Origin of the sequence: Brevibacterium sp. BDJS002 (assembly GCF_028201555.1) — a bacterium.
Lineage (GTDB): Bacteria > Actinomycetota > Actinomycetes > Actinomycetales > Brevibacteriaceae > Brevibacterium > Brevibacterium aurantiacum.
In genome coordinates this window covers 893,232-918,188 of the sequence record NZ_CP116392.1, presented here as the reverse complement: position 1 = coordinate 918,188, position 24,957 = coordinate 893,232, and the positions used below count along the sequence as shown (strand labels likewise).

Annotated in this window: 23 protein-coding genes; 19 read left to right on the top strand and 4 right to left on the bottom strand. The window is 64.0% G+C overall.

The genetic code is table 11. From position 1 onward, the window contains the following. Positions 1–72 precede the first annotated feature (72 nt). The 11 genes from PGC08_RS04220 (at position 73) to PGC08_RS04165 (ending at position 11,794) form a co-directional block, all read left to right on the top strand. A complete protein-coding gene (locus tag PGC08_RS04220; RefSeq protein WP_009881624.1) occupies positions 73–1,257 on the top strand; it encodes a 4-hydroxybenzoate 3-monooxygenase in 1,185 nt (394 codons plus the stop codon). Positions 1,258–1,322: 65 nt separating this feature from the next. Then, a complete protein-coding gene (pcaH, locus tag PGC08_RS04215; RefSeq protein ID WP_271709599.1) occupies positions 1,323–2,123 on the top strand; it encodes a protocatechuate 3,4-dioxygenase subunit beta in 801 nt (266 codons plus the stop codon). Continuing rightward, on the top strand, positions 2,116–2,688 hold the full coding sequence (gene pcaG / locus PGC08_RS04210) for a protocatechuate 3,4-dioxygenase subunit alpha (protein WP_009881622.1): 573 nt from the start codon (positions 2,116–2,118) through the stop codon (positions 2,686–2,688). The genes pcaH and pcaG overlap by 8 nt, the downstream gene beginning before the upstream one ends. Before the next feature lie 54 nt (positions 2,689–2,742). Beyond that, on the top strand, positions 2,743–4,146 hold the full coding sequence (locus tag PGC08_RS04205) for a lyase family protein (RefSeq protein WP_271709598.1): 1,404 nt from the start codon (positions 2,743–2,745) through the stop codon (positions 4,144–4,146). Positions 4,147–4,152: 6 nt separating this feature from the next. Further along, a complete protein-coding gene (pcaDC, locus tag PGC08_RS19530; protein ID WP_442868153.1) occupies positions 4,153–5,433 on the top strand; it encodes a bifunctional 3-oxoadipate enol-lactonase/4-carboxymuconolactone decarboxylase PcaDC in 1,281 nt (426 codons plus the stop codon). A gap of 170 nt (positions 5,434–5,603) precedes the next feature. Next, entirely contained in the window at positions 5,604–6,806 is a 1,203-nt protein-coding gene (locus PGC08_RS04190) for an MFS transporter (protein WP_069599550.1), read from the top strand. Positions 6,807–7,050: 244 nt separating this feature from the next. Continuing rightward, complete coding sequence (locus tag PGC08_RS04185) at positions 7,051–8,460, top strand: MFS transporter (RefSeq protein ID WP_164743221.1); 1,410 nt, start codon at positions 7,051–7,053, stop codon at positions 8,458–8,460. 94 nt (positions 8,461–8,554) lie between these two features. Then, a complete protein-coding gene (locus tag PGC08_RS04180) occupies positions 8,555–9,025 on the top strand; it encodes an FABP family protein (RefSeq protein WP_096160330.1) in 471 nt (156 codons plus the stop codon). Positions 9,026–9,221: 196 nt separating this feature from the next. Next, on the top strand, positions 9,222–10,025 hold the full coding sequence (locus tag PGC08_RS04175; RefSeq protein ID WP_271709597.1) for a basic amino acid ABC transporter substrate-binding protein: 804 nt from the start codon (positions 9,222–9,224) through the stop codon (positions 10,023–10,025). A gap of 207 nt (positions 10,026–10,232) precedes the next feature. Beyond that, positions 10,233–11,027 (top strand): amino acid ABC transporter permease, encoded by a 795-nt coding sequence (locus PGC08_RS04170; protein WP_193084151.1) that lies wholly within the window; start codon positions 10,233–10,235, stop codon positions 11,025–11,027. Next, positions 11,027–11,794, top strand: a complete 768-nt coding sequence (locus PGC08_RS04165) for an amino acid ABC transporter ATP-binding protein (RefSeq protein ID WP_226829589.1) — start codon at positions 11,027–11,029, stop codon at positions 11,792–11,794. The genes PGC08_RS04170 and PGC08_RS04165 overlap by 1 nt, the downstream gene beginning before the upstream one ends. Positions 11,795–11,801: 7 nt before the next feature. Here the strand turns inward: PGC08_RS04165 and PGC08_RS04160 are convergent, their stop codons facing one another. Beyond that, positions 11,802–12,326, bottom strand: a complete 525-nt coding sequence (locus PGC08_RS04160; protein ID WP_193084117.1) for a MaoC/PaaZ C-terminal domain-containing protein — start codon at positions 12,324–12,326, stop codon at positions 11,802–11,804. Positions 12,327–12,452: 126 nt separating this feature from the next. Here PGC08_RS04160 and PGC08_RS04155 point away from each other — a divergent pair, with 126 nt between their 5' ends. After that, complete coding sequence (locus tag PGC08_RS04155; protein ID WP_271709596.1) at positions 12,453–13,865, top strand: MFS transporter; 1,413 nt, start codon at positions 12,453–12,455, stop codon at positions 13,863–13,865. Continuing rightward, positions 13,858–14,382: a nuclear transport factor 2 family protein gene (locus PGC08_RS04150; protein ID WP_271709595.1), complete on the top strand. Its 525-nt coding sequence runs from the start codon at positions 13,858–13,860 to the stop codon at positions 14,380–14,382. Before PGC08_RS04155 ends, PGC08_RS04150 begins: the two co-directional genes overlap by 8 nt. A gap of 13 nt (positions 14,383–14,395) precedes the next feature. Here the strand turns inward: PGC08_RS04150 and PGC08_RS04145 are convergent, their stop codons facing one another. Continuing rightward, the gene (locus PGC08_RS04145; protein ID WP_271709594.1) at positions 14,396–15,037 is read right to left on the bottom strand and encodes a TetR family transcriptional regulator; all 642 of its coding nucleotides are present in this window, start codon (positions 15,035–15,037) and stop codon (positions 14,396–14,398) included. Between the two features lie 41 nt (positions 15,038–15,078). On the opposite strand from PGC08_RS04145, the gene PGC08_RS04140 reads away from it, so the two are divergent. From PGC08_RS04140 to PGC08_RS04115, 6 genes are read left to right on the top strand one after another with little or no spacing between them, the layout of a single operon-like run. Continuing rightward, the gene (locus PGC08_RS04140; protein ID WP_271709593.1) at positions 15,079–15,852 is read left to right on the top strand and encodes a hypothetical protein; all 774 of its coding nucleotides are present in this window, start codon (positions 15,079–15,081) and stop codon (positions 15,850–15,852) included. 1 nt (position 15,853) lies between these two features. Further along, positions 15,854–16,744: an alpha/beta fold hydrolase gene (locus tag PGC08_RS04135; RefSeq protein ID WP_271709592.1), complete on the top strand. Its 891-nt coding sequence runs from the start codon at positions 15,854–15,856 to the stop codon at positions 16,742–16,744. Beyond that, a complete protein-coding gene (locus PGC08_RS04130) occupies positions 16,741–18,423 on the top strand; it encodes an AMP-binding protein (RefSeq protein ID WP_193078391.1) in 1,683 nt (560 codons plus the stop codon). Before PGC08_RS04135 ends, PGC08_RS04130 begins: the two co-directional genes overlap by 4 nt. Positions 18,424–18,463: 40 nt before the next feature. Further along, the gene (locus PGC08_RS04125) at positions 18,464–19,294 is read left to right on the top strand and encodes an acyl-CoA dehydrogenase family protein (RefSeq protein ID WP_271709591.1); all 831 of its coding nucleotides are present in this window, start codon (positions 18,464–18,466) and stop codon (positions 19,292–19,294) included. Further along, positions 19,249–19,641: an acyl-CoA dehydrogenase family protein gene (locus PGC08_RS04120; RefSeq protein ID WP_333937921.1), complete on the top strand. Its 393-nt coding sequence runs from the start codon at positions 19,249–19,251 to the stop codon at positions 19,639–19,641. Before PGC08_RS04125 ends, PGC08_RS04120 begins: the two co-directional genes overlap by 46 nt. A gap of 28 nt (positions 19,642–19,669) precedes the next feature. Beyond that, entirely contained in the window at positions 19,670–20,896 is a 1,227-nt protein-coding gene (locus tag PGC08_RS04115) for an acetyl-CoA C-acetyltransferase (RefSeq protein WP_271709590.1), read from the top strand. Between the two features lie 100 nt (positions 20,897–20,996). On the opposite strand, the gene PGC08_RS04110 is transcribed toward PGC08_RS04115, so the two are convergent. Then, positions 20,997–22,013: a proline racemase family protein gene (locus PGC08_RS04110; protein ID WP_271709589.1), complete on the bottom strand. Its 1,017-nt coding sequence runs from the start codon at positions 22,011–22,013 to the stop codon at positions 20,997–20,999. Between the two features lie 6 nt (positions 22,014–22,019). Next, positions 22,020–24,890 (bottom strand): aminotransferase class I/II-fold pyridoxal phosphate-dependent enzyme, encoded by a 2,871-nt coding sequence (locus PGC08_RS04105; protein ID WP_271709588.1) that lies wholly within the window; start codon positions 24,888–24,890, stop codon positions 22,020–22,022. Positions 24,891–24,957: the final 67 nt, after the last annotated feature.

The following is a 24,957-nucleotide window of genomic DNA, read 5'->3' as shown; positions in this document are numbered from 1 at the left end:
ATTGATAACATCCTCGCCTTGTGTCAGTGACTGGGCGCACACTGAGAGGACGAATAAGGCAAGGAGGCCCAGGTGCCAGAATTTCAGACCGACGTCGCGATCGTCGGAGCAGGTCCGGCCGGGCTGCTGCTCGCCCACACCCTGCACAACGCAGGAATCGATTCCGTCGTCATCGACAATCGCAGCCGCGACGACATCGCCCACACTCATCGGGCAGGCATCCTCGAAGCCGGTTCCGTGCGCATGCTCGAGGCCGAGGGCATCGAGTCCCGCGTGCATACTGCCGGCCACCGCCACGACGGTATCGACATCCGCGTCGACGGCGTCAGCCACTCCTTCGACTTCCCGAGCCTCATCGGCGAATCCGTGTGGCTCTACCCGCAGAACGAGATCTTCGTCGATCTCTCAGCGGCCCGCGAACGCACCGGACGCCCCACCTTCTACTCGGTCACCGACACCGCGCTCGGCGATATCGAAACCGAACGCCCGTGGGTGAGTGCGACGACCGAAGACGGTGAAGAACTGACAATCAGCGCCCGCTACGTCGTCGGCTCCGACGGCTCCCGTGGCCCCTGCCGGTCAATGATTCCCGCAGACACGAAGCAGCGCTTCTTCCAAGAATATCCCTTCGCCTGGTTCGGCATCCTCTGCGAGGCCCCACCCAGCCACGAGGTCCTCATCTACTCCCGCTCCGAACGCGGCTTCGCACTGATCTCCCAGCGCAGCGAGAACGTCCAGCGCATGTACTTCCAAACCTCCCCCGACACCGAGGTGGCCGATTGGTCCGATGACCGCATCTGGTCAGAGCTGCAGGCTCGGGTCGATGGACCCGACGGTTTCGCGCTCAAGACCGGTGCGATCATCGACAAGAACATCCTGCCCTTCCGCTCGGCCGTGACCGAGCCGATGCAGCACGGCTCCCTGTTCCTCGCCGGCGACAGCGCCCACACCGTCCCCCCGACCGGGGCGAAGGGCCTCAACCTCGCGTTCGCCGACGTGTCCGTGCTGGCCCCGGCGCTGATCTCGGCACTCAAGGACTCCGACGCCGAGGCGCTGGCCGGGTATTCGCGCACCGCAACCAAACGTGTGTGGAAGGCGCAGAACTTCTCCTACCAGATGACCCGGATGCTCCACTCCGACCCCAGCCAGGATGCGTTCGAAACGAAGCGCAGCCTCGGCGAGCTCAATTCGGTCCTCGAATCCGAGCACGGCAGGCGCTACCTCGCCGAGTGCTACACGGGTTGGCCCAAGGGCTGATCCGCTCACTGAACGAATCAGAAGCACCACAACGACATTGCAGCACCGAGAAGAAAGGTTCGACCATGGGTGCACAGAAACTCTCCGGCCCTGATGATGCGGCCGAGTCACAGCAGGCCCTGTCTGCCGAGATCGAGACGATCGAAAACGAACACAAGGAAGCAGTCGCGGCCGGGACACCGTCCGAGACGCAGCCGCGCCTGGACTACCGCCCGTACCGGTCATCGATCCTGCGGCACCCGACGAAGGACCCCCGCCACACGGACCCGGAGACGATCGAACTCTTCTCCCCCGCATTCGGCCACCGCGATCTGGCGAACCTCGAATCCGACCTCACCATCCAGGCCGGCGGGGAACCGATCGGCGAACGCATCAAGGTCACCGGCCGCGTCCTCGACGGCGACGGACGTCCGGTGCGCAATCAGCTCGTCGAGATCTGGCAGGCCAACTCCGCCGGACGCTACATCCACAAGCGCGATCAGCACCCGGCCCCGATCGACCCGAACTTCACCGGCGTCGGCCGCACCCTGACCGGCGACGACGGCTCCTACTCGTTCACCACGATCAAGCCGGGCCCCTACCCATGGAAGAACCACCACAACGCGTGGCGGCCGGCCCACATCCACTTCTCGCTCTTCGGCACCGAGTTCACCCAGCGCATGATCACCCAGATGTACTTCCCCAGTGATCCGCTGTTCGCCCTCGACCCGATCTACCAGTCGATCACGGACCAGAAGGCCCGCGACCGCCTCGTCGCCACCTACGATCACAACGTCACCGAGCACGAATTCCTCATGGGCTACAACTGGGACATCGTGCTCACCGGAGCCAACCGCACCTGGATGGAAGAAGAGGACGATGACTGACCAGAAGCTCACCGCAACACCCGGCCAGACCGTCGGACCCTTCTACGGCTATGCCATGCCGTGGCCCGGCGACAACGAACTCGTTCCCCCAGCCAAGGACGGAGCAGTCCAGCTCCACGGCTACGTCTACGACGGGGCAGGCGCTCCCGTACCCGATGCGATCCTCGAGATCTGGCAGCCCGATGGCAACGGCGACGTCTCCCGCAATTCGGGATCGCTGCGCCGCGACGGCTTCACCTTCACCGGCTTCGGCCGTAACGCCGTGGATCCAGAGGGACGCTTCGTCTTCTCCACGCTCAATCCTGGCCCCACGGAGGCCGGCAAGGCTCCGTTCATCAGTGTTGTCGTCTTCGCCCGCGGGCTGCTCAACAGGCTCTTCACCAGGATCTATCTCCCCGAGGACACCGCAGCGCTGACGGCCGATCCGCTGCTGTCTTCCCTCGATGAAGCCGACAGGAATCGTCTCATCGCCACCCGTGAGGCTGACGGATCGCTGCGTTTCGACATACGGTTGCAGGGTGAGGACGAGACCCCGTTCCTGCGGTTCCCCAGTCACGAAGACTGAGGAGGGTCGCACTGGCTACTCAACCGCGACCGCTGCGGCTGGAGAGGACACACAATGACTGACACCGTTGCCCATACGCGCCTCCTGTTCGCCCCGGGCGATCTGCGAGGCGCCGAGGCCATCGACGATGTCGCCCTCGTGTCCGCACTCGGCGATGTGGAGACGGCATGGATCAACGCTCAGGCTCATGCCGGGCTGATCTCCGCCGACGCCCGCGCCGAGGCGGTGGAGGCAATCGCAGCCACCACCAGGTCGCTCTTGGCTGACTCTGCCGAACTGGAGACGTTGGCCGCTGACGCCGAATCCGGCGGCAACCCGGTCATTCCCTTCCTCAAAGCCGTGCGTTCACCACTCGGTGAGGATGCATCCCGTGCCCTGCACAAGGGCCTGACCAGTCAGGACGTCATGGACTCGGCCCTCGGGCTGCTCATGGCCCGCGTCGCCCGTCAGACTCATGCACGCCTCGACGTCATCGCCGAGCTGCTCGTCGGCCTCTCCGAGGCCCATGCCGACACTGTGTGCCTGGCCCGCACCCTGACTCAGCCCGCGCTGCCGACGACTTTCGGGCTCAAAATCGCGTCCTGGGCCGCCGAAGTTCACGAGGTCCAGAGCCTGACCCCGCGCATAGACTACGTTCAGGTCGGTGGAGCTGCCGGGACCAGGGCCGCAATCCGCGAGTTCGCCGGGACTCAGACCGAGACGCTGCTCCGTGAGTTCCATGTGCAGCTGCGCGGGCCCGATGCCGCGCTGACCAGCATTCCCGTGCCCTGGCACACCGACCGCGTCCGGGTCCTCAACTGGGCCTCCCACCTCACCCAATGCGTGACGGTCGGGGCCTCGATCGCCCGCGATGTGCTCATCGGCACCCGCCCTGAGGTCGGCGAACTGGCCCTGGCCGCAACCGGCGGGTCCTCGGCGATGCCGCAGAAGCTCAACCCCACTTCGGCGGTGCTGCTCCACCGCAACGGCATGCGCGCTCCCGGGCTCATGGCCACATTGACCTCGACCGCCGCGGAGGCGATCGAGGAGCGCTCCGACGGAGCCTGGCACGCCGAATGGCCTGCCTTGTCCGAGCTCATGGGCCTGGCGGTCTCGTCTCTCATCATGCTGCAGACGATGGTCGAGGGCCTGAGCGTCAACCCCGAGGCGATGCGGAAGAACGTGGACGCAGCCAGCCCAGGCATCTTTGCCGAACGCCTCAACATCGCCTTCGGCGACCGACTGTCGAAGGCCGAGGTTCAGGAGATCATCACTGCCGGTGGTGACCCTGTTGCGGCACTCACTGCAGCGCTGGAGAAGCACCCGGTCGAGGGCGAGGAGACACCTGACCTGGCTGGCTTCTTCTCTCCCGAGAACTACCTCGGCGACGCCGAGGACATTCGACAGTCCATCATCGCCACCATCAACGGACCCGAGCCCGTCTCCCCGGGCCTCCTCCCCTTCGCCTCGAGAAAGTGACCTGACGTGGAACTCACCGCAACAATCCTTGCAGCACCAACTGCACCTGCCGCCGCGAACCCGCGCGTCCTCATCGTCCTGCCCTCGCTGGGCACCTCGGTGGGTGCACTGTGGCAGTCCGCTGCCACCCACCTCGGCGAGGTGGACCCGGCGACGACGATCATCGGCATCGACCTGCCGGGCCACGGCCGTTCGGCACCGGTCGACGTCTCTGCGGGGACGTCGGAGTATCCGCAGCTGACGATGAGCGACCTCGCCGAGGCGGTCCTGGCCACCATCGACCGGGTCCTGCCCGACGTGGCCGGTTCCGCTGACGCGAGCGCCGCCAGCATCAGCGTGGCCGGTGACTCGATCGGTGGTGCGATCGCACTGCAGCTGGCCCTTGACCACGGTGATCGCTTCGACCGCGCCGCCGTGTTCTGCACCGGCGCGAAGATCGGAGAACCCCGCGGCTGGCTCGAACGCGCTGAGGTCGTCGCCACCTCGGGCACGCCCACGCAGGTCACCGGTTCGGCCCAGCGCTGGTTCGGTGAGGGCTTCATGGATCGCGAACCAGAGGCCTCGGCCGCTCTGCTGCATTCCCTGCAGGACGCGGACCGCTTCTCCTACGCCGCGCTCTGCCACGCTCTGGCCTCCTACGACGTCCGCTCTCGCCTGGCCGAGATCACCCTGCCGGTGCTCGCTGTGGCCGGGTCCGAGGATCAGCCGACTCCGCCGACCAAGCTCGCAGAGATCGCCAACGGCGTCTCCGGTGCCCTCCTCGAGGTCATCGAGGGTGCGGCCCACCTCGTGCCTGCCGAAGCACCGGCCGTCGCCGCGGGACTGCTCCACGAATTCCTGAATCCCGACGCTGCAGGGGCCACCTCGGCAACACTGCCGACGGCCTCCGGTCCCCGCGAAGCCAGCCGGGACGAGGTTCGTGAGGCGGGAATGACCGTGCGCCGTCAGGTCCTCTCCGATGCCCACGTCGATCGCGCGAATGCGAAGGTCGATGACTTCACCGCCGACTTCCAGGACCTCATCACCCGCTACGCGTGGGGTGAGATCTGGACCCGTCCAGGCCTGGACAAGCGCATGCGATCAGCCATCACGCTCACGGCCATGATCGCCGGCGGCCACGAGGCCGAGCTCGCGATGCACGTCAAGGCTGCGGTGCGCAACGGTCTCAGCCGTGACGAGATCAAGGAAGTCCTCCTCCAGTCGGCCATCTACTGCTCGGTGCCGAGTGCGAACACCGCGTTCTCCGTGGCTTCGCAGGCGCTGGCTGAGATGGACGACGAGGGCTGAAACTTCAGCGTGTGAGCTGACGCTGTTCGGATGGTCACATTATGTCCGTGGGGCTATCGGTGGTCAGCGCTGGGCAATAGGCTTGTTCGGTTGCGGTGATTCGCTCGGTTGCGTCTGCGACCGCGCGAGCCGCAGCTGATCACACCACTCACTTCGCCCGAAGGGACTTCATGAGCGACGCCCCAGTGTCCCGCCGAGTCTACAAATTCGCCGTCTTCGCGCTTGCGATCGGCGCTTTTGCCATCGGTGTGACCGAGTTCGCCACGATGGGTCTGCTGCCCCACATCGCCCGCGAACTCGGCATCACCGTGCCCCAGGCGGGCCATGCCGTGTCGTTCTATGCCATCGGCGTCGTCGTGGGCGCACCGCTGATCACCACGATCGCCGCGCACATGGACCGCAAGCTCCTGCTGCTGTGCCTCATGGGACTCTTCGCCCTCGGCAATCTCGCCTCGATGCTCGCCCCCGACGCGACCCTGTTCAACATCGCCCGCTTCTTCAGCGGTCTCCCCCACGGCGCCTACCTGGGCGTCGGCGCCATCGTCGCGTCCTCGCTCGTGGCACCCCACCGTCGCGGCCGAGCCATGGCCCGCGTCATGCTGGGCCTGACGATCGCGAATATCGTCGGCGTGCCGATCGCCACGGCACTGGGCAACATGTTCGGCTGGCGCAGCGCCTACGCACTCGTCGCAGCGCTCGGCGTCCTCACCGTCATCATGGTCGCCGTCGCTGTGCCGAAGGTGAAGCTTGCCGGGGTGCCCTCGGCTCGCGGTGAGATGAAGGCCCTGGGCCGCCAGCAGATCATCCTCACCCTCGTCGCCGGGTCTGTCGGCTTCGGCGGCATGTTCGCCGTCTACACCTACGTCACTCCGACCATGACCGATGTCGCCGGGGTTCCCCAGGTCGCGATCCCCTGGGTCCTGGCCGTCTACGGCCTGGGTATGACCGCCGGCTCCCTCATCGCCGGCCCCCTCGTCGACAAGTCCATCGAACGCTCGGGCATCGGCGGCATGATCCTCTCCGCGATCGTGCTCGCCGCCTTCGGCGCCTTCACCCACATCGCCGCGATCGCGATCATCGCGCTCTTCCTCATCGGCATCGCCGGCTCCATGATCACCACGGCCCTGCAGATGCGCCTGCTGCGCGACTCCCACGACGCCCCGAGCCTGTCCGCGGCCATGAACCACGCCGCGTTCAACCTCGCCAACGCCCTCGGCGCCTGGCTCGGCGGCATCGTCATCACCGCGGGCCTGGGCTACCGCGCCCCGGCATGGGTGGGCGTGGGCCTGTGCCTGCTCGGACTCATCGTCCTCATCATCGCCATCGCCCTGCGCCGAGGTGACGCCTCCAACCGCTCGACCGTCGAGGTCTGAGGTCTGAGGCCTGCCCAGGTCGGGCAAACGAGTTGTGCAGATCACTCGGACATACAAGTAATCTCAGCTTCTGAAACCTGCGGGTCGCACCTGATGAGACAGGAGTAGTGTCGAGCAGTCGTCGTTCACCCCCGTGTCCGGCGACCTTCATCTGACACGAGCACCATCCGCCCGTGCCTTCGTATCTCGACAACAGCGGAGCACAAAAGAAATGTCCACCGATACCCAGCCGGGCTCCCCGAACATGCAGCCCGGACCCGAGTCCGAGTCCGATGTCATCGCGGCGACTCGGAAGAACAACACCCGAGGCAAGGTTCTCACCGCCTCGATGGTCGGCACCACGATCGAATTCTTCGACTTCTACGCCTATGCGACAGCCTCGTCACTGGTGTTCCCGGCCCTCTTCTTCCCCAACCAGACATCGACGACCCAGCTGCTGAGCTCGTTCGCGATCTTCGGCGTCGCCTTCGTCGCCCGCCCCCTGGGCTCCATCATCTTCGGCCACTTCGGCGACCGCATCGGACGCAAGAAGACACTCATCGCCTCCCTGCTCATCATGGGCATCGGCACCTTCCTCATCGGCCTCCTCCCGACTGCGAGCACTCCGGGCTGGGTCGTACTCGCCCCGCTGCTCCTCGTCCTCCTGCGCTTCTGCCAAGGCGTCGGCCTCGGCGGCGAATGGTCAGGTGCGGCACTGCTGGCCACCGAGAACGCCCCGAAGGGCAAACGCGCCATCTGGGGAACCTTCCCACAGCTGGGCGCCCCGGTCGGCTTCATCATCGCCAACCTGCTCTTCGTCGGACTCAACAAGTGGACCTCCCCCGAGGCGTTCCTCGCCTGGGGCTGGCGCATTCCGTTCCTGCTCTCGGCGCTCCTCGTCGCCGTCGGCCTCTACGTTCGCATGTCCCTGATGGAGACTCCCGCCTTCCAGCTGGTTTCCCAGAAGCAGCAGATCTCCAAGGCCCCGCTCGCCACTGTCTTCAAGACGAGCTGGAAGCCGCTGATCCTCGGCACCTTCATCATGTTCGCGACCTACGTGATCTTCTACTTCATGACCGCGTTCACCCTCACCTACGGCACCTCACCGGCGACCACGGATCAGGCGAAGACCGCCGCCGAGGCGGCCGGCACGAGCTTCGATCCCGCCGGGTTCGTCGCAGGGCTGGGGTACACGAAGAGTGAGTTCCTCACCTACCTCATCATCGGCGTCGTGTTCTTCGGCATCTTCACCGTGGTCTCCGGACCACTGGCCGAGAAGCTGGGCCGTCGAAAGATGCTCATGGGAGTTACGGTTCTCATCGCCGCCTATGGTCTCGTCGTCAATGTGCTGTTCAATGCCGGAACCCCAGGCGTCATCATCGCCCTGATCGTCGGCTTCATCCTCATGGGGCTGACCTTCGGGCCGATGGCCGCGTACCTGCCGGAGCTGTTCCCAGCCAATGTCCGCTATACGGGCTCGGCGATCTCCTACAACATGTCCAGCGTCATCGGTGCAGGTCCGGCGCCGTTCGTCATGGTGGCCCTGTGGCAGGCCGAAGGTGGAACGATCTTCTACTGCGGCCTCTACATCATCGGGGCTGCGATCCTCACGCTCATCGCCCTGTTCCTGGCCAAGGACACCTCTGACCTCGACATGGAGGCTCAGCTGAGCTGAGACGTCCGGCGTCTCGATCCTCGGGCCCGGCCCCAGCGCCGGTACATGCCCTAGGATCGAGACGAGGACAGCCGGCTCACCCAGGAGGACGACCATGGCACTTCCGCCGCACCTGCAACCCTTGATCGGCACTTGGCGGGGCACCGGATCGGGCCACTACCCCACGATCGACCCCTTCAGCTATACCGAGGAACTGGTCTTCCGCGACGTCGGCAAACCCTTCCTGGTCTATCAGCAGCGCACCTGGTCACCCGAGGGACAACCCATGCACGTGGAAACCGGGTTCCTGCGCAGCCCCACTCCCTCGAGCGTGGAATTCGTCCTGGCCCAACCGACCGGGCACACCGAACTGGCCGAGGGCACTCTGACTGCGGCCGAAGACGGACTCGTCCTCGAACTGCAGTCACCACAGGTCCTCGTGACCGCCTCGGCGAAGCCAGTTCAGGCAACTGCCCGTACCTACCGGCTGACGAAGAATCAGCTGGCGGTCGACTTCTCCATGACCGCCGTTGGCGAGGCCATGACTCACCACCTCCATTCGGACCTGGCCAGAGCCGAAGACTGATCCAGGCTCGGGACACGATCTCCCGGCCCCAACGGAACTTCAACACTACGATTTGGCAACGACCACCTCGGCGATGGTGGGTTGGTCATGAGTGTGACTCATGACACTGTACGATTCCTTTCAGACGTTGCTCAGCCTTTCCGTGTGAGCAGCACCTGCTTTGTGGCATCGATGCCACCGACACTCTGGAGGAACCATGAAACGACGCTTGACTCTGGCCACAGTGGCCGTCGGCGCCATGCTCGCCCTGTCCGCGTGCGGCGGCGGAGGCGAATCGGAACCAGCGGCGACCGGCGAAGGTGGCGTCCCCCTCGTCAAAGAGGGCAAGCTGACAACCTGCACCCACCTGTCCTACCAGCCGTTCCAGTTCGAGAAAGACGGCGAGGTCGTCGGCTTCGACGTCGACATCGTCGATGCCGTGGCGAAGAAGCTCGGAGTCGAGCAGGAGATCGTCAACACCCCGTTCGAAACCATCACCACCGGCGCAGCCTTCAACCAGGATCAGTGCGACGTTGCCGCCGCAGCGATGACCATCACGCCCGAACGTGAGGAAGCTATCGGCTTCTCAGAACCGTACTTCGCCGCCAACCAGGCTGTCCTGACCAAGGATGACAAGACCGCGAAGGATGCCGACGCACTCAAGGACTTCAAGGTCGGTGCGCAGGCCGGGACCACCGGGCTCGACTATGCGACAGAGAACTTCAAAGATGCCGAAGTCATCACCTACGAGGACCTCCCCCTCTCCCTCGAAGCACTGAAGAACGGCCAGGCCGACGCGGTCATCAATGACAATGGAGTTCTCTACGACTATGCCGCGAACAACGACGGCTTCGCTGTCGGCTTCGACATCGACACAGGTGAGAGCTACGGCATCGGCATGAAGCAGGACAATGCCGAGATGAAGAAGGCCGTCGACGAGACCATCAAGGAACTCAAGGACAACGGCGAGTACGACAAGATCTACAAGAAGTGGTTCAACCAGGAGCCACCCAAGGAATGATCGGTGACCGGGCGGTCGGCCGCAGCCTTCGGGCTCCGGCCGGCCGCCCGTTGACCTGAGTGCGTCCAATCGCATTCACCAGCCCCATCTGCACACAGGCGAACACGATTCCGCCGACACCGTTGAAGGACCTCACCCATGTCGACTTCACCAACGACGGGGAGCCGCGGCCCGACCGGCCCGGGCCACCCCGCCCCCAAAGCCAAGATGAGCAAGCGCAAGAAGGCCAAGATCTCCCGCGGAATCCAATACGCGATTCTGCTCGTCATCGTCATCGTCATCATCGCCGTGGCCGACTGGCCCACTCTCATCGACACCTTCGGTCGCGTGGACATCGCAGTCAGCATGTTCCCCGAAGTCATCACCAAGGCCCTGAAGAACACCGTGATCTTCACAGCCCTCGGCTTCGTGCTCGGGCTGATCGTCGCGATCGTGCTCGCGCTCATGCGCCTGTCCTCGGTCGGCATCTACAGGTGGATCTCATTCGCCTACATCGAGTTCTTCCGTGGTCTGCCTGCCCTCGTCGTCTTCCTCGTGATGGGATTCGGACTCCCCGTTGCCTTCCAGGGATTCAATCTTCCGCAGCTGGTCATCATCATGATCGCGCTGGCCCTCGTGTCCTCTGCATATATGGCTGAGACGATCCGTGCGGGCATCCAGGCTGTGCCGAAAGGACAGGTCGAGGCCGCACGTTCTTTGGGCATGTCCTCATCGCGGGCAATGTTCACCATCGTGCTGCCCCAGGCGATGCGCATCATCCTGCCGCCGCTGACCAATGAGCTCATCCTGCTCACCAAGGACTCCTCGCTGGCCTACATCCTCGGGTCCTCGGTCGACGGGCGCGAGCTCGCCGCACTGGGCCGCGCCGAGATCGTCAACTCTGCGAACCTCACCCCCTTCATCGTCATCGCGGTCTGCTACCTCATCATCACGATTCCGCTGTCCTATCTCTCACGGGTCCTCGAACGCAAATACGGTTCTGCCGAGCCAGGAGTGAAGTAATGACCACAACAGCTGCCACAACTTCGATCATCTCGATCAAGAACCTGAAGAAGAGCTTCGGCTCGAACCAGGTGCTCACCGACATCAATCTGGAGGTCGACAAGGGCGAGGTCGTCTGCGTCGTCGGGCCCTCGGGCTCCGGCAAGTCGACGATGCTGCGCTGCATCAACACACTCGAGACACCCACCGGTGGGTCCATTGTCGTCGACGGCATGGACATGACGGACCTCGATCTCGACATCGATGCCGCCCGCACCCGCATCGGCATGGTCTTCCAGTCGTTCAATCTCTTCGGCCATCTCACCGTGCGTGAGAATCTCACTGTCGCTCAGATCAAGGTGCTGGGGCGCTCGAAGGCGGAGGCCGACAAGGTCGCCGAGGCGAACCTGGCGAAGGTGGGCCTGTCGGAGAAGATCGATGCCAAGCCCTCGTCCTTATCCGGCGGCCAGCAGCAGCGTGTGGCTATCGCGAGGGCCCTGAGCATGGATCCCGACGTCATGCTCTTCGACGAGCCGACCTCGGCACTGGACCCAGAGACCGTGGGCGATGTCCTCCAGGTCATGCGCAACCTCGCCGAGGCGGGCATGACGATGGTCGTCGTCACCCACGAGATGGAGTTCGCCAGGCAGGTCGCCGACCGTGTGATCTTCATGGACGGTGGATACGTCGTCGAGGCAGGCCCGGCCAAAGAGGTCATCGGCAATCCACAGCAGCAGCGGACGAAGGACTTCCTCGCCCGCGTCCTCAACCCCGGGCAGCTGGGGTAGTCACGCTTCACCTGTCCAGCGTGGTGGCTGCGGCTTCGTCTCGAAGTTTGAGGAGGAAGCCGCAGCGTCCCTGCTGGGCGATCTCCCCGTGCTGGTTGTACAGGGTGAACTGCCGGTCGAGGTGCCCCTTGTCCCCGGCCGAGACCAAGCGCTTGCCGAGGATCTCCATCTCCATGGTCACGGTGTCGCCGATGCAGAGGGGCAACCTGAACTTCCAGTCGTCGATTCCTGTCATCGCGATCGCGGAACTGGTGAACCAGCCGGCCTTGTCCATGAGCCCTGTGATCACCGCGATCCCCAGCACTCCGTGAAGGAGACGCTTCCCGCCGTTCGCTTCCATGTACTCGGCGTCGGAGTGCACCTGATTCCAGTCGCCGGAGAACATCGAGAACATCGTCAGGTCGGCCTCCGAGAGAGTCCGTGACGAGGACCGATAGATCTGGCCGACCTCCATGTCCTCGAAGTAGAGACTGTGGTCGGTGGAGATGAACCTGTCCGGGGAAGCTCCGGACTGCGCGGAATCTTGCGTCATTGCCAACTCCTTCGTCCTTCCGGGCCGGAACGATCCTTTTCGGATCACCTATTGCCAGCCCTCAATGTGATCTGTCATACTCACTATACAAGAACGAACGTTCTTCCTTACTCAAAGGAGAGTGACATGGACTCAGTCGCAGGAATTCCGGCGAATGATGCAAATGCGGGCCTCGGTCAGACCGACATTCCCGACGACAAGAAGATGACGAAGCTAGCGAGCGCCTCAGTCATAGCGACGGCCCTCGAATGGTTTGACTTCCTCATCTATTCGACGGCTTCTGCACTGGTGTTCGGTCATATCTTCTTCCCCACGCTCGAGGGTGCATTGGGAACGATCGCTTCGTTCGGCACCCTCGCCGTCGGCTTCATTGCCCGCCCTCTCGGCGGCATCATCGCCGGAGCACTTGGCGATAAGTTCGGACGCAAAGGCCCTCTCGTTGCCTCTATGGTCATTATGGGCATCGCCACTGCAGCAATCGGCGTACTGCCAGGCTATGACACTATCGGCATCTGGGCCCCGGCGCTCCTCATCACCGCCCGCCTCATCCAGGGCCTTGGCGTCGGAGCCCAATGGGGTGGAGCCACTCTGCTGCTGACCGAGCACTCCCCCATCAAGCGTCGTGGATTCTACGGCTCGCTAGTCCAGCTCGGCGCCGTCGCCGGTATTATCATCGGCAACGCGTTCTTCCTCTGCATCCTCCTGTTCGTCGACGAGAATGCCTTCATCGAATGGGGATGGCGCGTCCCCTTCCTTTCAGGAATCCTCCTCGTCGCAGTCGGAATCTACGTTCAGACAAAGATCGAAGAAACTCCCGTTTTCAAGTCGATGCAGGCCAAGGCCGAAATCGAGACCGCCAACACCGACCTCCCCAAAGTCTCCCTGCTGAACGCGGTGCGCAAATACTGGCTTCAGATCCTCCAAGCAGCAGGCGCATTCTTCGTAGTCAACGGCACCTTCTACATCATGATCTCCGGCATGCTCTCCTACGGAACCGCCAATGTCGGACTATCTCAGAAGACAATGATCCTCGTCGTCTGCCTAGGCGTGGCCACTCAGATCTTCACGATTCCATTCTTCGGAAAATGGTCCGATAACCATGGCAGGCGCAAGATCTTCCTCGTCGGCACAGTGCTCATGGCTTTCTGGGCATTCCCCTTCTTCTGGCTGGTCGACACCGGCAACCCATTCCTTGTCACTGTCGCGATCATCGTTGGTCTCACTATTCACGCAATGATGTTCGGGCCGCAGGCAGCACTCTTCGCCGAGATGTTCCCCGCCGACGTCCGCTATTTCGGAGCCTCACTCGGATATCAGATCGCCAGCGTTTTCGCCGGAGGACTCGCTCCCATGATCATGGTCTCGCTCATCGAGGCGACTGGAACGTCTGCAAGCGTGTCCGTCTACATCATCGCAATGGCAATTGTCACCTTCGTCGCCGTCTATTCGATCAAGGAGCGCTTCCAGGCCAACCTGCACGAGACCACTCGTGATATCGCCAAGAGAGAAACACTCGAGAAGGAGAACACCGTTGCCTGAGCTCAGTCTTCCTCTCGAGGAACGCATCGCCCGCCTTGAGGACATCCAGGCGATCGGCCAGCTGCGCGCCCGCTACTGTCAGGCTCTCGATGACGGTCACTGGGACGCTCTGGCTGACACGTTCACCGCCGACGGCGCGTTCGTCGGGCTCTCCACAGCCCGCGGTCGCGAGGAGATGCTCGAGTTCTTCCCCAAGCTCAACTCGACGACCGTGACCTCGTGGTGGCACTTCAGCTCGAATGAGACCGTCGACCTTAACGGCGACTCGGCCACCGGCACCACCTGGCTGCTCCAGCCCTGTGTCGTCGAGGGCGAATCGCAGCTGGCTGCCGGCCGCTATGACGACACGATGGTCCGCACTGCAGCCGGCTGGCGCTTCACCGAGCGCAAGGTCTCGTTCTTCTTCTGGTCCTCACTCGAGGCCGGTTGGGATGCGGCCCGGTTCTCGTTCCCTCCTGCAACTGGGGCCGCCGATGCGCGCACTATGGAAAGAGTCGATCGTGGCCAGTCAGTCTGATGTCCGTTCTGCGCTACCGACCGGTGCTCTCCGGTCGGGGCGCGGCACGCACAAGGCCGAACACGAGATCGACTTGTATATCGGCCAGTTCAGCGGGCGAAAGTTCACCGTCGGGCCGGTACCAGGTCGACATCGAGTTGCAGAGTGTGACGGCACCACGCATCGCCGATCCGATATTTCGCACGTCGAACAGTCCGGCATCAGCACCATCCGCGATGGCATCACGAAACACGGCTTCAGTACGATCACGCTGAGCCACCACGTCAGCGCGGTTCTCTCCCTCGAGGTAACGGAACTCAGTAATTCCCACCACCGAGGCATGAGGCCGAGCGATGATGAAACCGACGTACGCGCGAACTGCTGCTTCAAGTCGACCCGCTGGAGACTCTCCGACCGCGCGCACAGCTTCTTCGAGCATGTCAGCAAGAGTCCGGCCGGTGTCCACCAATACAAATTCGAGGATCTCGCTCTTCGACCCGAAGTAGTTGTAGAGATTCGACAGCGACGTTCCGGCGGCCTTCGCGATCTCACGCGTCGACGCCCCGTGGAATCCCTTCGCTGCGAGCACTTCGAGCGCCGCGTCGATGACCGTTTCGCGGTCGATGAATCGTGGCGCAGCCCGCCGCCTGCCTGACTTGTCCACTTGCTCGTCCATTGCCACCAATCTTCTCATAAGCCCCTTCGGAAGGAATCTCCATGACACCGCCCCTCGCCCCCGGACAGCGACTGCTCGCTGCCGCACCCGCCCTCGACCCGGGGTCCGCATTGGTCCTGGCCGACGGTGTGGCGACTGCGCTCAGCTCTGAGATCGTCGACTCCTCCGACCTGGTCTCGGCGGACTTGGTGTCCGCGGACCTCGAGCTGAAAGGGCAACTCACCGGGGCCGTCACCCCTGCTGCGGTCGTCACAGCGGTCCTGGACGAACGGGACGCACGTGTGCGCACCGAGGTCACCGTCTTCCTCAACGATGAGCGCGGAGTCACGGCAGTGCTGAAGTTGGCCTTCACCGGCGCCGAGGCTGTCGATCGTTCCGCGAGCCTGTCGGGCCTGCTGTGCCCCGGCAGCAGGGAATGGAATGCTGAGCTCGATCGCCGGCTGAGCAACGACGAATCGTTCGCCCGCCTCATCGAGACCTACGACGGAACGATCGGGATCTCGATCGGCGGTCGTCCCGTGCATATCCGCTGCTACCGCGGCCAGGTCCTCGAAGTCGTCGCCCGCGCGATCAAGGGCGCCGACTTCGTCCTCGACATCCCCGGCGAGGTCTTCATCGATCTCATGTCCTCGAATGACAACTCCTTCATGGAGACCGCGATGTTGGGAAAGATGCGCTCCTCGGGATCCGGCTACGAATATCTGCGCATGACCAGCGCCCTCATCCGCATCATCGACAACGCCCGCGTCCTCGCCGGCACCGCCGGCTACGTCGGTGCGACCACGACTTCCATCGAGACCCTGCAGGTGGCCTGACATGACGACACTGACCGAAACCACACAGACGACCGGCACGACCACCTCAGCAGTGACCACGCTGCGTGCGCACCAGCTCGTCATCGGCGATCGCCTCGCCTTCGTCGAGGACTGGGGCGACATCGACGCGACCCCGCTGCTGGCCCTGCACACAGCAGGACAGAGCGGCGTCCAGTACGCCCATGTGGCCGCCGACCTCGCGGCACTTGGCTACCGAGTCATCGTTCCGGACTTTCCCGGCCATGGACGCAGCGAACCCTCTGCCCACGGACCGGTGACCGACCTCGGCGAATATGCCCAATTCGCACTCACCGTCCTCGATCAGCTCGGCATCGACCGCTTTGTCGTCGTCGGCTGCTCGATCGGCGGAAAGATCACGATCGACCTCGCGGTGCGGGCCGGATCCCGCATCCGGGCCGCGGTCGCGATGGCTGCTGGTGCTGAGGCTGGCCATGTTTCCGTTCGAGGTCTGACCCGCGAGCTCAACGACATCTCGACGCCCTCACGCAGCGACCGTACCTACTGGGGCACTCGCGCCGTCGTCGGGTCCGCCGTCAGCGAGGAGCGCCGTTCCGTCATCGCCCGCATGCACTGCCGCGAGGATCCGATCATCTCGAACTCGGACCTCATCGGTTGGGGTCGGCACGATGTCAGCGCGAACCTGCCAAACATCGCCTGCCCGACGATCCTCGTCGCCGGTGAGGATGACCTCTGGATCGACGCCGAGGCTATTCGCCGGGACGCTGAGTCCATCCCTCGAGGATCGTTCACCTTCCTTCCCAGGATCGGGCATTATCCGATGGAGGAGATGACCGATTTCGCCAGCCAGGTCGACGCATGGGTGCGCACCCTGGAAGCCAGCGACGTAGAAACGGAGACTACTCGATCATGACCGCACAGCCCAGCACTCTCCACGGCCACCTGAAATCGTGGGTCGAGACCGACCCACAGCGACTGGCCCTCATCGACCCCGTGCCTGCAGACGCGCAGACCGGCGACCTCGACCACGGACATATTCGAGTCACCGTGGCTGATCTTCTCAACCGTGCGAATCAGCTCGCCGCATTGCTCGCGGAGCAAGAAATCGGCGAAGGCGACTGCGTGGCCGTCTGGCTGCCCAGTTGGGCAGACACCTATGCCTGGCAGTTCGCGGCTTCGGCCCGCGGTGCCCACGTCATCGGAGTCAACACTCGCTACAACGTCGCCGAGGTCGGCCATGTCCTGGCGAAGGCACGGCCCAAAGTCCTCGTGATGGCTCACGGATTCCGCGGCATCGACTTCCTCGCTACCGCGACGAAGGCCGTCGCCGAGTCCCAGGAGGACGCACCCACGGTCGCTGTCTGGGCCGTGCCGGGAGCATCGGAGGAACCTGTTGCCGCCGATTATGACCTCGGTTCCGGGGCTGTGATCGTGCCTGCGGACGGTGCCACCACCTCGGCGACGGATTTGTCGGCTGTCGAGCCGGCTGCTGTCGAACCCAGCGCGGACCGGTTGTCGGTCGCGTTCACGACCTCGGGGTCGACGGGCATGCCGAAACTGGCTGCCCACAAGGAGACCGCTGTCGTCTCCCACTCGCAGCACGTGGCCTCCCGCGTGGGATTCGAGCCCGGCGATGTCCTCGTTGAGCCGCTGCCCTACTCCGGTGTCTTCGGATACTCGGCGGGCATGGGTGCGCTCTTCGGCGGTGCGGCGGTTCTCCTTCAGCCTGTATTCGATGAAACCGAGCTTGTGCATGCATGGAGCACGTTCAAGGGAACTCACTTCGTCGGTGCCGACGACATGCTTTCTCGGGTTCGCACAGCCTGTGACGCAACCGGTGTTCGTCTTGATTCCTGGAGATGGGCTGGCGTGGGCGACTTCCAGGGGATGTCTGCGGATATTGCAACATGGTCGTCAAAAGAGTTCGGCACCCAGACTGTCGGCGTCTACGGGTCTTCCGAAGTCTTCGCCCTCACCTCATTCTGGCCCGTTGACGCTCCCGCGAAGCTTCGCGTGTCCGGAGGCGGGCGCCTGACCGATCCCGCATACGAGTACCGAATCGTCGATCCGCTCTCGAACATCGAGGTCCCGGAAGGATCTGAAGGCGAAGTTCAGCTGCGCGGAACGAACGTCGTCGACAGATACCTCGGGGACAAAGGCGAAGGCGCGAAGAACTTCACGACCGACGACTGGTTCTGCACCGGTGACCTCGGCCGAGCCCAGGGCCCCGACTCCTTCGAATACGTGTGCCGCATGGGCGACGTCATCAGACTTCGCGGATTCCTCGTCGACCCGGCAGAGATCGAACTCCATCTCATCACCCACCCCGAGGTCGAGATCGTCAAGGTCGTCGGCCGCAACAGTGAAGCGGGAGCTCCCGAGGTGGTCGCCTTCGTCCAGCCCGTGCCAGACACGAATCCGGATCCGGCGGAGATCAGAGCGTATTGCAAGGAGCGCCTGGCCAGCTTCAAGGTTCCCACCGAGGTCCGCCTCGTCGAGACCATGCCCGTCACCGCCGGAACGAACGGGTCGAAGATCAAAGCAGCTGTCCTGCGCGAATGGGCGGCCAAGCCGCTCGAGACGCAGAAGTGACGTTCTCGCTGCCATCCCCGACTAGCCAAGGAGACACACCATGACGCATAAGCCCAGGCCACGCCCGAATACTCCGCACTTCATGACCGAGGAGCGGCTGGAGATCCAGCAGCTGGCTCGAGAGTTCGCCCGCGACGTCGTCCTGCCGCTGGCGAATGAGCTCGACCCCGTGGAGGGTCAGTTCCCGGAGTGGTTTATCAAGCAGATGGCCGATATGGGATTCTTCGGCATCCTCATCCCCGAAGAATACGGCGGGCTGGGACTCGGCGTCTTCGAGTACTGCCTCGTCGCCGAAGAACTCTCCAGAGCGTGGATGAGTGTCGGTGGACTGCTGGCGCGTGGCAATGGGATGGGCGGCAACTTCTCTCCCGAGCAGGAAGCCAGAATGCTGCCGAAGGTCGCCACTGGTGAATACCTCGGTGCGTTTGCACTGTCCGAGGCCGAGGCTGGTTCCGATGTGGCCAACATTCGCTGCAAAGCCGCCCGAGCCGATGATGGTGGCTGGGTCATCAATGGCACGAAGATGTGGTGCACGTTTGCCGATCAGGCTGACTACATCATTCTCTTTGCACGGACCTCGACCGATGAAGAGAAGCGGCACCGTGGGATTTCGGCGTTCTTGGTCGAGAAGGAACGCGGCGAGTTCCCCGAAGGCATGTCCGGTACTGCTGTGAAGAAGATCGGGTACTTCGGCTGGAAGACCTGGGACCTGAACTTCGACGACTTCCACCTCCCCGCAGACGCACTGCTGGGTGAGGAAGATCGTGGCTTCTACCAACAGTCTCCGGACTCGAGGTTGGGCGTGCGCATACCGCGGCGCGGTCGATCGGTCTGGCACAGGCAGCGTTGGAGGATTCGATTGCGTATCTGAAGCAGCGGGTCCAGTTCGGTCACCCCTTGGCTGACTTCCAGCATCTGCGGTTCAAGGTTGCCGACATGGCCGCGCAGATCGAAGCCAGCCGGGCGTTGATGTATCACGTGTGCACGCAGATCGATTCTGGTGCACGCTGCGACAAGGAAGCGGCGATGGTGAAGTATCTGGCTGCCGAGATGGCGGAGAAGGTCACCTCGGAGGCCGTGCAGATCCACGGTGGTGCCGGATACACGAAGGACTTCGCCGTCGAACGCCACTGGCGAGATGCCCGGCTGACGAAGATCTTCGAAGGCTCCTCCGAGATCCAGATGCGCATCATCTCCGACGAACTGCTCGGACGCTGACACAAACCAACCCTTCCGAGGAGGAAGAATGTCGAAGAACATAGTCATCTGCGAACCGGTCCGCTCGGCCGTCGGAGCATTCGGCGGTCAATACAAAGACCTCCCGCCCGAAGAACTGGGAAGCCAGGTGCTCCAGGCACTGATCACGAAGTCCGGTCTGAACACTGACCTCGTGGAAGACGTCATCCTGGGCAATTGCTATCCCACAATGGAAGCTCCTGCTATCGGTCGAGTCGTCGCACTCAATGCCGGCCTTCCCGTGACTACTCCTGGCCGACAGATTGATCGTCGCTGTGGTTCGGGATTGCAGGCAGTCGCTGACGCGCATGCAATGATCAACGCCGGGTTCGCCGACGTCGTCATCGCCGGCGGCGTGGAATCCATGAGCCGCGGCGCCTTCTTCAACGAAAATATCCGTTGGGGCGTCAAAGGTTCCGGCATCGACCTCAAGGACAGCCTCGCCCGTGGACGCGTCACCGCAGGCGGCACGAACTATCCTGTCCCCGGCGGCATGATCGAGACAGCAGAGAATCTGCGCGCCGAATACAACATCAGCAGGCAGGAGCAGGACGAACTCGCCGTCGCGTCGCACCGGAAAGCCGCTCGAGCCGCCGAGACCGGTCTCTTCGACGATCAGATCGTCCCGATCACGGTCCCTGCGACCCGGAAGACCCCGGAGCAGGTCATCACGACCGATGAGCATATCCGCCCGAATGCGAACGTCGAATCTCTGGCCAAGCTGCGTCCGATCCTCGGATCCTCCGACGCCGAGGCGACAGTGACGGCTGGCAACGCCTCCGGCCAGAACGACGGAGCCGCACTGTGCATCATCACTACTGAAGAGAAGGCCCGTGAACTCGGCCTGCGCATCTTTGCCCGGATGGTGAGTTGGGCTGTTGCAGGCGTACCGCCCAAGACAATGGGCATCGGTCCTGTGCCGGCGGTAGCCAAGGCTCTGGCCCAGACTGAATTGCAGCTGAGCGACATGGATCTCATCGAGCTCAACGAAGCGTTCGCCGCTCAAGCTCTCGCTTGCACGCGGGAATGGAAGCTGACGGCAGGAGATTTCGACGAACGATTCAATGTCAACGGTTCCGGGATCTCCCTCGGCCATCCGGCCGGTGCGACCGGCGGGCGTATTCTGGCCACCATGCTGCACGAGCTCAAACGCCGCGACTCGCGCTATGGCGTGGAGACCATGTGCATCGGCGGCGGTCAGGGCATGGCAGCAGTATTCGAGAACCTCGCGAGCTGAGAGCCGGCCGGCGGAGGCCGGCCTCGTCGAGAGCAGACCTGAGCGCCGAGAGCAGACTTCGTGAAGTCGGTTCTCGGCGCCCGGCTATGCTTTCGGCGCCTCAGATCGTGAAGCCGGCGGGGAACGGGTCGGTGGGGTCGAGCGTGTACTGCGCGGTGCCGGTCAGCCAGGAGCGGCCGGTGATCGTGGGGACCACGGCCGTGTGTTCGCCGACGCTCGTCTCCTCGACGAGGCGGCCGGTGAACGAAGTGCCGATGAAGGACTCGTTGACGAAATCCATATTCAGCCCCAGGTCGCCGCGGGCGTGATGGACGGCCATGAGGGCGCTCGTCCCGGTTCCTCCGGGCGAGCGGTCCACCCACCCGGGATGGTTGATCAGGATGTGTCGGGCATGGGACTCGGTTGAGCCGGGTGCCAGGAACACAACGTGCTCGCAGCCGCGGAAACCTGAGACCGGGTGCACCGGTTCGATCTGCTCGTTTACCGCGGCCATGATCGCTCGGCCGGCCCTGGTGAAATCCTCGCCGCGGTCGCGGTCGAAGGGGATGCCGATCCCGCCCGACCCCGGCTCGCCCCCAGCCTCAACGAACGCATAGTAGTTCCCGCCGAAGGCGATGTCGCAGCCGATTGAGCCATACCCAGGAACGTCGACGCTCTGGTCCAAGGCATGAGCGTAGGAGGGGACGTTGACGATGGTCACCGATTCGGCTCGACCATCACGGACAGCCACCTCGGCGACGATGAGCCCGATGGGCGTGTCCAAACGGATGCGCGTCACCGGCTCTTCCACTCTCACCATGCCGGTCTCCACAAGCACGGTGGCCACGGCGATGGTGCCGGCGCCGCACATCGGGAGCACACCGGTGACCTCGATGAACAGCACGCCCCAATCGGCATCGGAGCGCGTCGGCGGCTGCAGGATCGCCCCGGAGAGCCAGCCGTTGCCGCGGGGTTCGCACATGAGGAAGGTGCGCAGGTCATCGGAGTTGGCGATGAACCAGTCCCGGCGCTCGGCCATCGTGGCCCCGGGGAAGGCACCGACTCCCCCGGTGACGACCCGCACCGGCAGACCCTCGGTGTGGGATTCGACGGTCTGGATGAGTCGATTCGTGCGCATGTTCGCCTACTTCTTCGCCTCGAGCCGATCCTTCGGGAGGATGACACGGTAGCCCAGCCGAGCGTCGTAGCCGTGGATCTCCCTGGTGTCGAGGGCAGCCATGAAGTCGAGCACCTCGGCGGTGATGATCTGACCGGGCACGAGCACGGGGAATCCCGGCGGGTAGGGCGTGACGAACCCGGCAGAGACCGGCTGGTCCCCGGACTCGACCCGACGGCCCAGCTCCTCCGGGAGGACGTGTTCGATGTTCCAGCGGCGCAGTCCCGCGTAGTAGGCGGTGCGCAGGTCCCCGTCGGGCAGCTGCTTCGACGGATCCTCAGCCGGCACCTCGGCGGCGTAGGCCGGGGCGAAGGCGCTGAAGTCCGGCAGCGGAGGCATGATCTCGGCCGGCTCGTCGAGGGAGTATTCGGCCTGGAGTTCGTGCGGGTCGTTGAACTTCTCGGCCATCTTCACGAGGACCTCGATGAGGTAGGCCACGGCCGAGCGTGACGTGCCGATGTTCGTCATGAACAGCACTGTGTTGCGGCTCGTCTTGTTGACCTGGATGCCGTAGCGGTCCATGAGGAAGTCGTGTTTGAAGGTGTCCCCGTCGACTCCGGTGCCGCTGATCTCAATGGTGATGCGGCTGGGATCGACGACGAACTCGTCGGTCGTCCACGCATGCCAGAACGTCGCCAGACCATCGCGCAGAGGCATCGTGCGCTCTGTCTGCCGGTGCTCCGCGGGGATGAGGTCGGCCGCGGTGAGCACACGGAAGGTCTTCTTCAGCAGCGGGTGGCGCGAAACGGCGGAGGCCAGGCTCATCGCCAGGTCCAGCTGCTTCTGTACGAGGGCGAAGCCCTCCATCTCGACCTGCCGGCGACCGAGATCCAAGGACGCGAGGATCTGGTAGTTCGGTGAGGTCGAGGTGTGCGTCATATACGCCTCGTGGAACGACTCCTCCGCTCCGTGGGAGAACTCCTGGTCATAGACGTGGATCATCGAACCCTGACGCAGCGAGGTCAGCGTCTTGTGCGTCGACTGGGTCGCGTACACGCGCAGGACCGCGTCCGGCGGCGGGAGCAGCGACTCGTTCAGCCACACCTCGTCGGGGGCTGGTTCACCGGTCTGGGCATCGAAGAGACGCTCGCGCTGCTCCCGATATGCCCTGGCGTGTGCGTCGGTGTCGAGGAGGGCTTCGAGCCGCTCGGCTGCGACCATGGCGGTGCGTTTGCGGGTGACCGGGTGGAACCGGGCGAAGGCGAACCACGCCTCGTCCCACAGGAAGACGAGGTCGGGCTTGATCGCCAGGCACTCGGCCATGACCTTCTCCGGGTCGTAGACGATCCCGTCGAAGGTGCAGTTGGTCAGGGTGATCATCCGGACCTCGTCGAGGCGTCCAGCGGCCCGGTAGTCGAGCAGGAGCTGCTTGATCCGGTTCAGCGGCACCGCGCCGTAGAAGGCGACATCATTGAGCGGGTAGGCCTCGAGGTAGGCGGTCCTGGCACCCGTGAGCATGAGCGCATGATGGTGCGATTTGTGGCAGTTGCGGTCGACCATGACGACCTCGTCGGGTGAGACGATGGCCTGGTGGACGATCTTGTTCGCCGTCGAGGTCCCGTTCGTCACGAAGTAGGTCCGCTTCGCACCGAAGGCCCTGGCCGCCAGGGACTGCGCCTTCTTGATCGTGCCGACCGGAGCGAGCAGGGAGTCCAGCTCACCCGAGGTGGCGCTGGTCTCTGCCAGCAGCAGGTTGAGGCCGTAGAAGTCGACGAAGTCACTGATCCACTTCGAGCCCACAACCGAGCCGCCGCGAGAGACAGGCAAGGCGTGGAAGACACCGGCCGGGCGGCGTGCGTGCTCCCGGATCGCGGTGAAGAACGGCGTGTCATAGAGGTGCTGGACACGGCGCAGCAGTGACAGGTGGAGCTCGAACTGGTCCTCACGACGGAAGACGCGGCGGAACCTGTGTGTCAGGGCTCCGGCCAGGCTCTCGATGTGGGCACCGGCCATGAGATAGAGGTCGAGCTCGGGGCGCAGACCGGCCAGAGTGTCGGCCAGACGCAGCACTCGACGGACCGAGTTGAGCGGACTCATCGGCATCGTCGGTGAGTCGGTCGTGCCCTGGTGGGCGAGTTCGACGGCGCTGCGCAGATCGCGGCTGAGCACCTGTCGGGTTCGGTCGGTGAAGCCGGGGCGGATGACGCAGGCGAGCAGGTTCGGGTTCGTCAGCGCCGCAGCCACGGCATCGTCGGCGGTGGGGACGATGACGTAGTCGTAGATGAACTGGTCGGAGGCGTGGCGGAGCTTGAGCAGGTCGGTGTGCAGCTCATCGCGGCCGCCCTCCGTGGTCTCATCGACGATGAGGACCTCGAAGCGAGGGCGCGAATCCTGGCGGTCCTTGTGCTCGGCGCGCTCATCCTCGGTGAGGTCATCGTCGACGACGTCGGGGACCGTGGTTCCGCGCAGGCGGTTGACGGCGCGTGTGATCATGTCGTGGGCCTTGTCGAACTCACCGTTGGAGAGCAGCTCGGCGATGTCCTCGACATAGCGCTGCCCGAAGCCGCCCCAGTACAGTTCGATCGTCTTCAGCGACCGCAGCGACCGCCAGACCTCACCGTCGGCGGCGATCATCGAGAAGTCCCCGCCGCTGATGGCCAGACGCTTGATCGCGAACTTCAGGTACTCCCACGCGTCCGAGCGCAGACGCCAGGTGCTTGCAGGCATGCCCGGGTCGCGTTCGAGCTGCGACTTCTTCGGCCGAGACCGGAATCCCGTCTCCGCGGATCCCCCAGACGAGTCGGAGTCCAACCGCTTCCGGGGCGTCCCTCCGGCCGCTGCCGGTCCAGGCACGAATGATGCCTGTCCCGAGTGTTCGTCGGAGTCGATGCCGGTCATACTTGAGCCTCCTGGCGATGAAGTATCTCGATGTCGAGCGATTCCCTGCGGAATCCGTTGTGCCAAG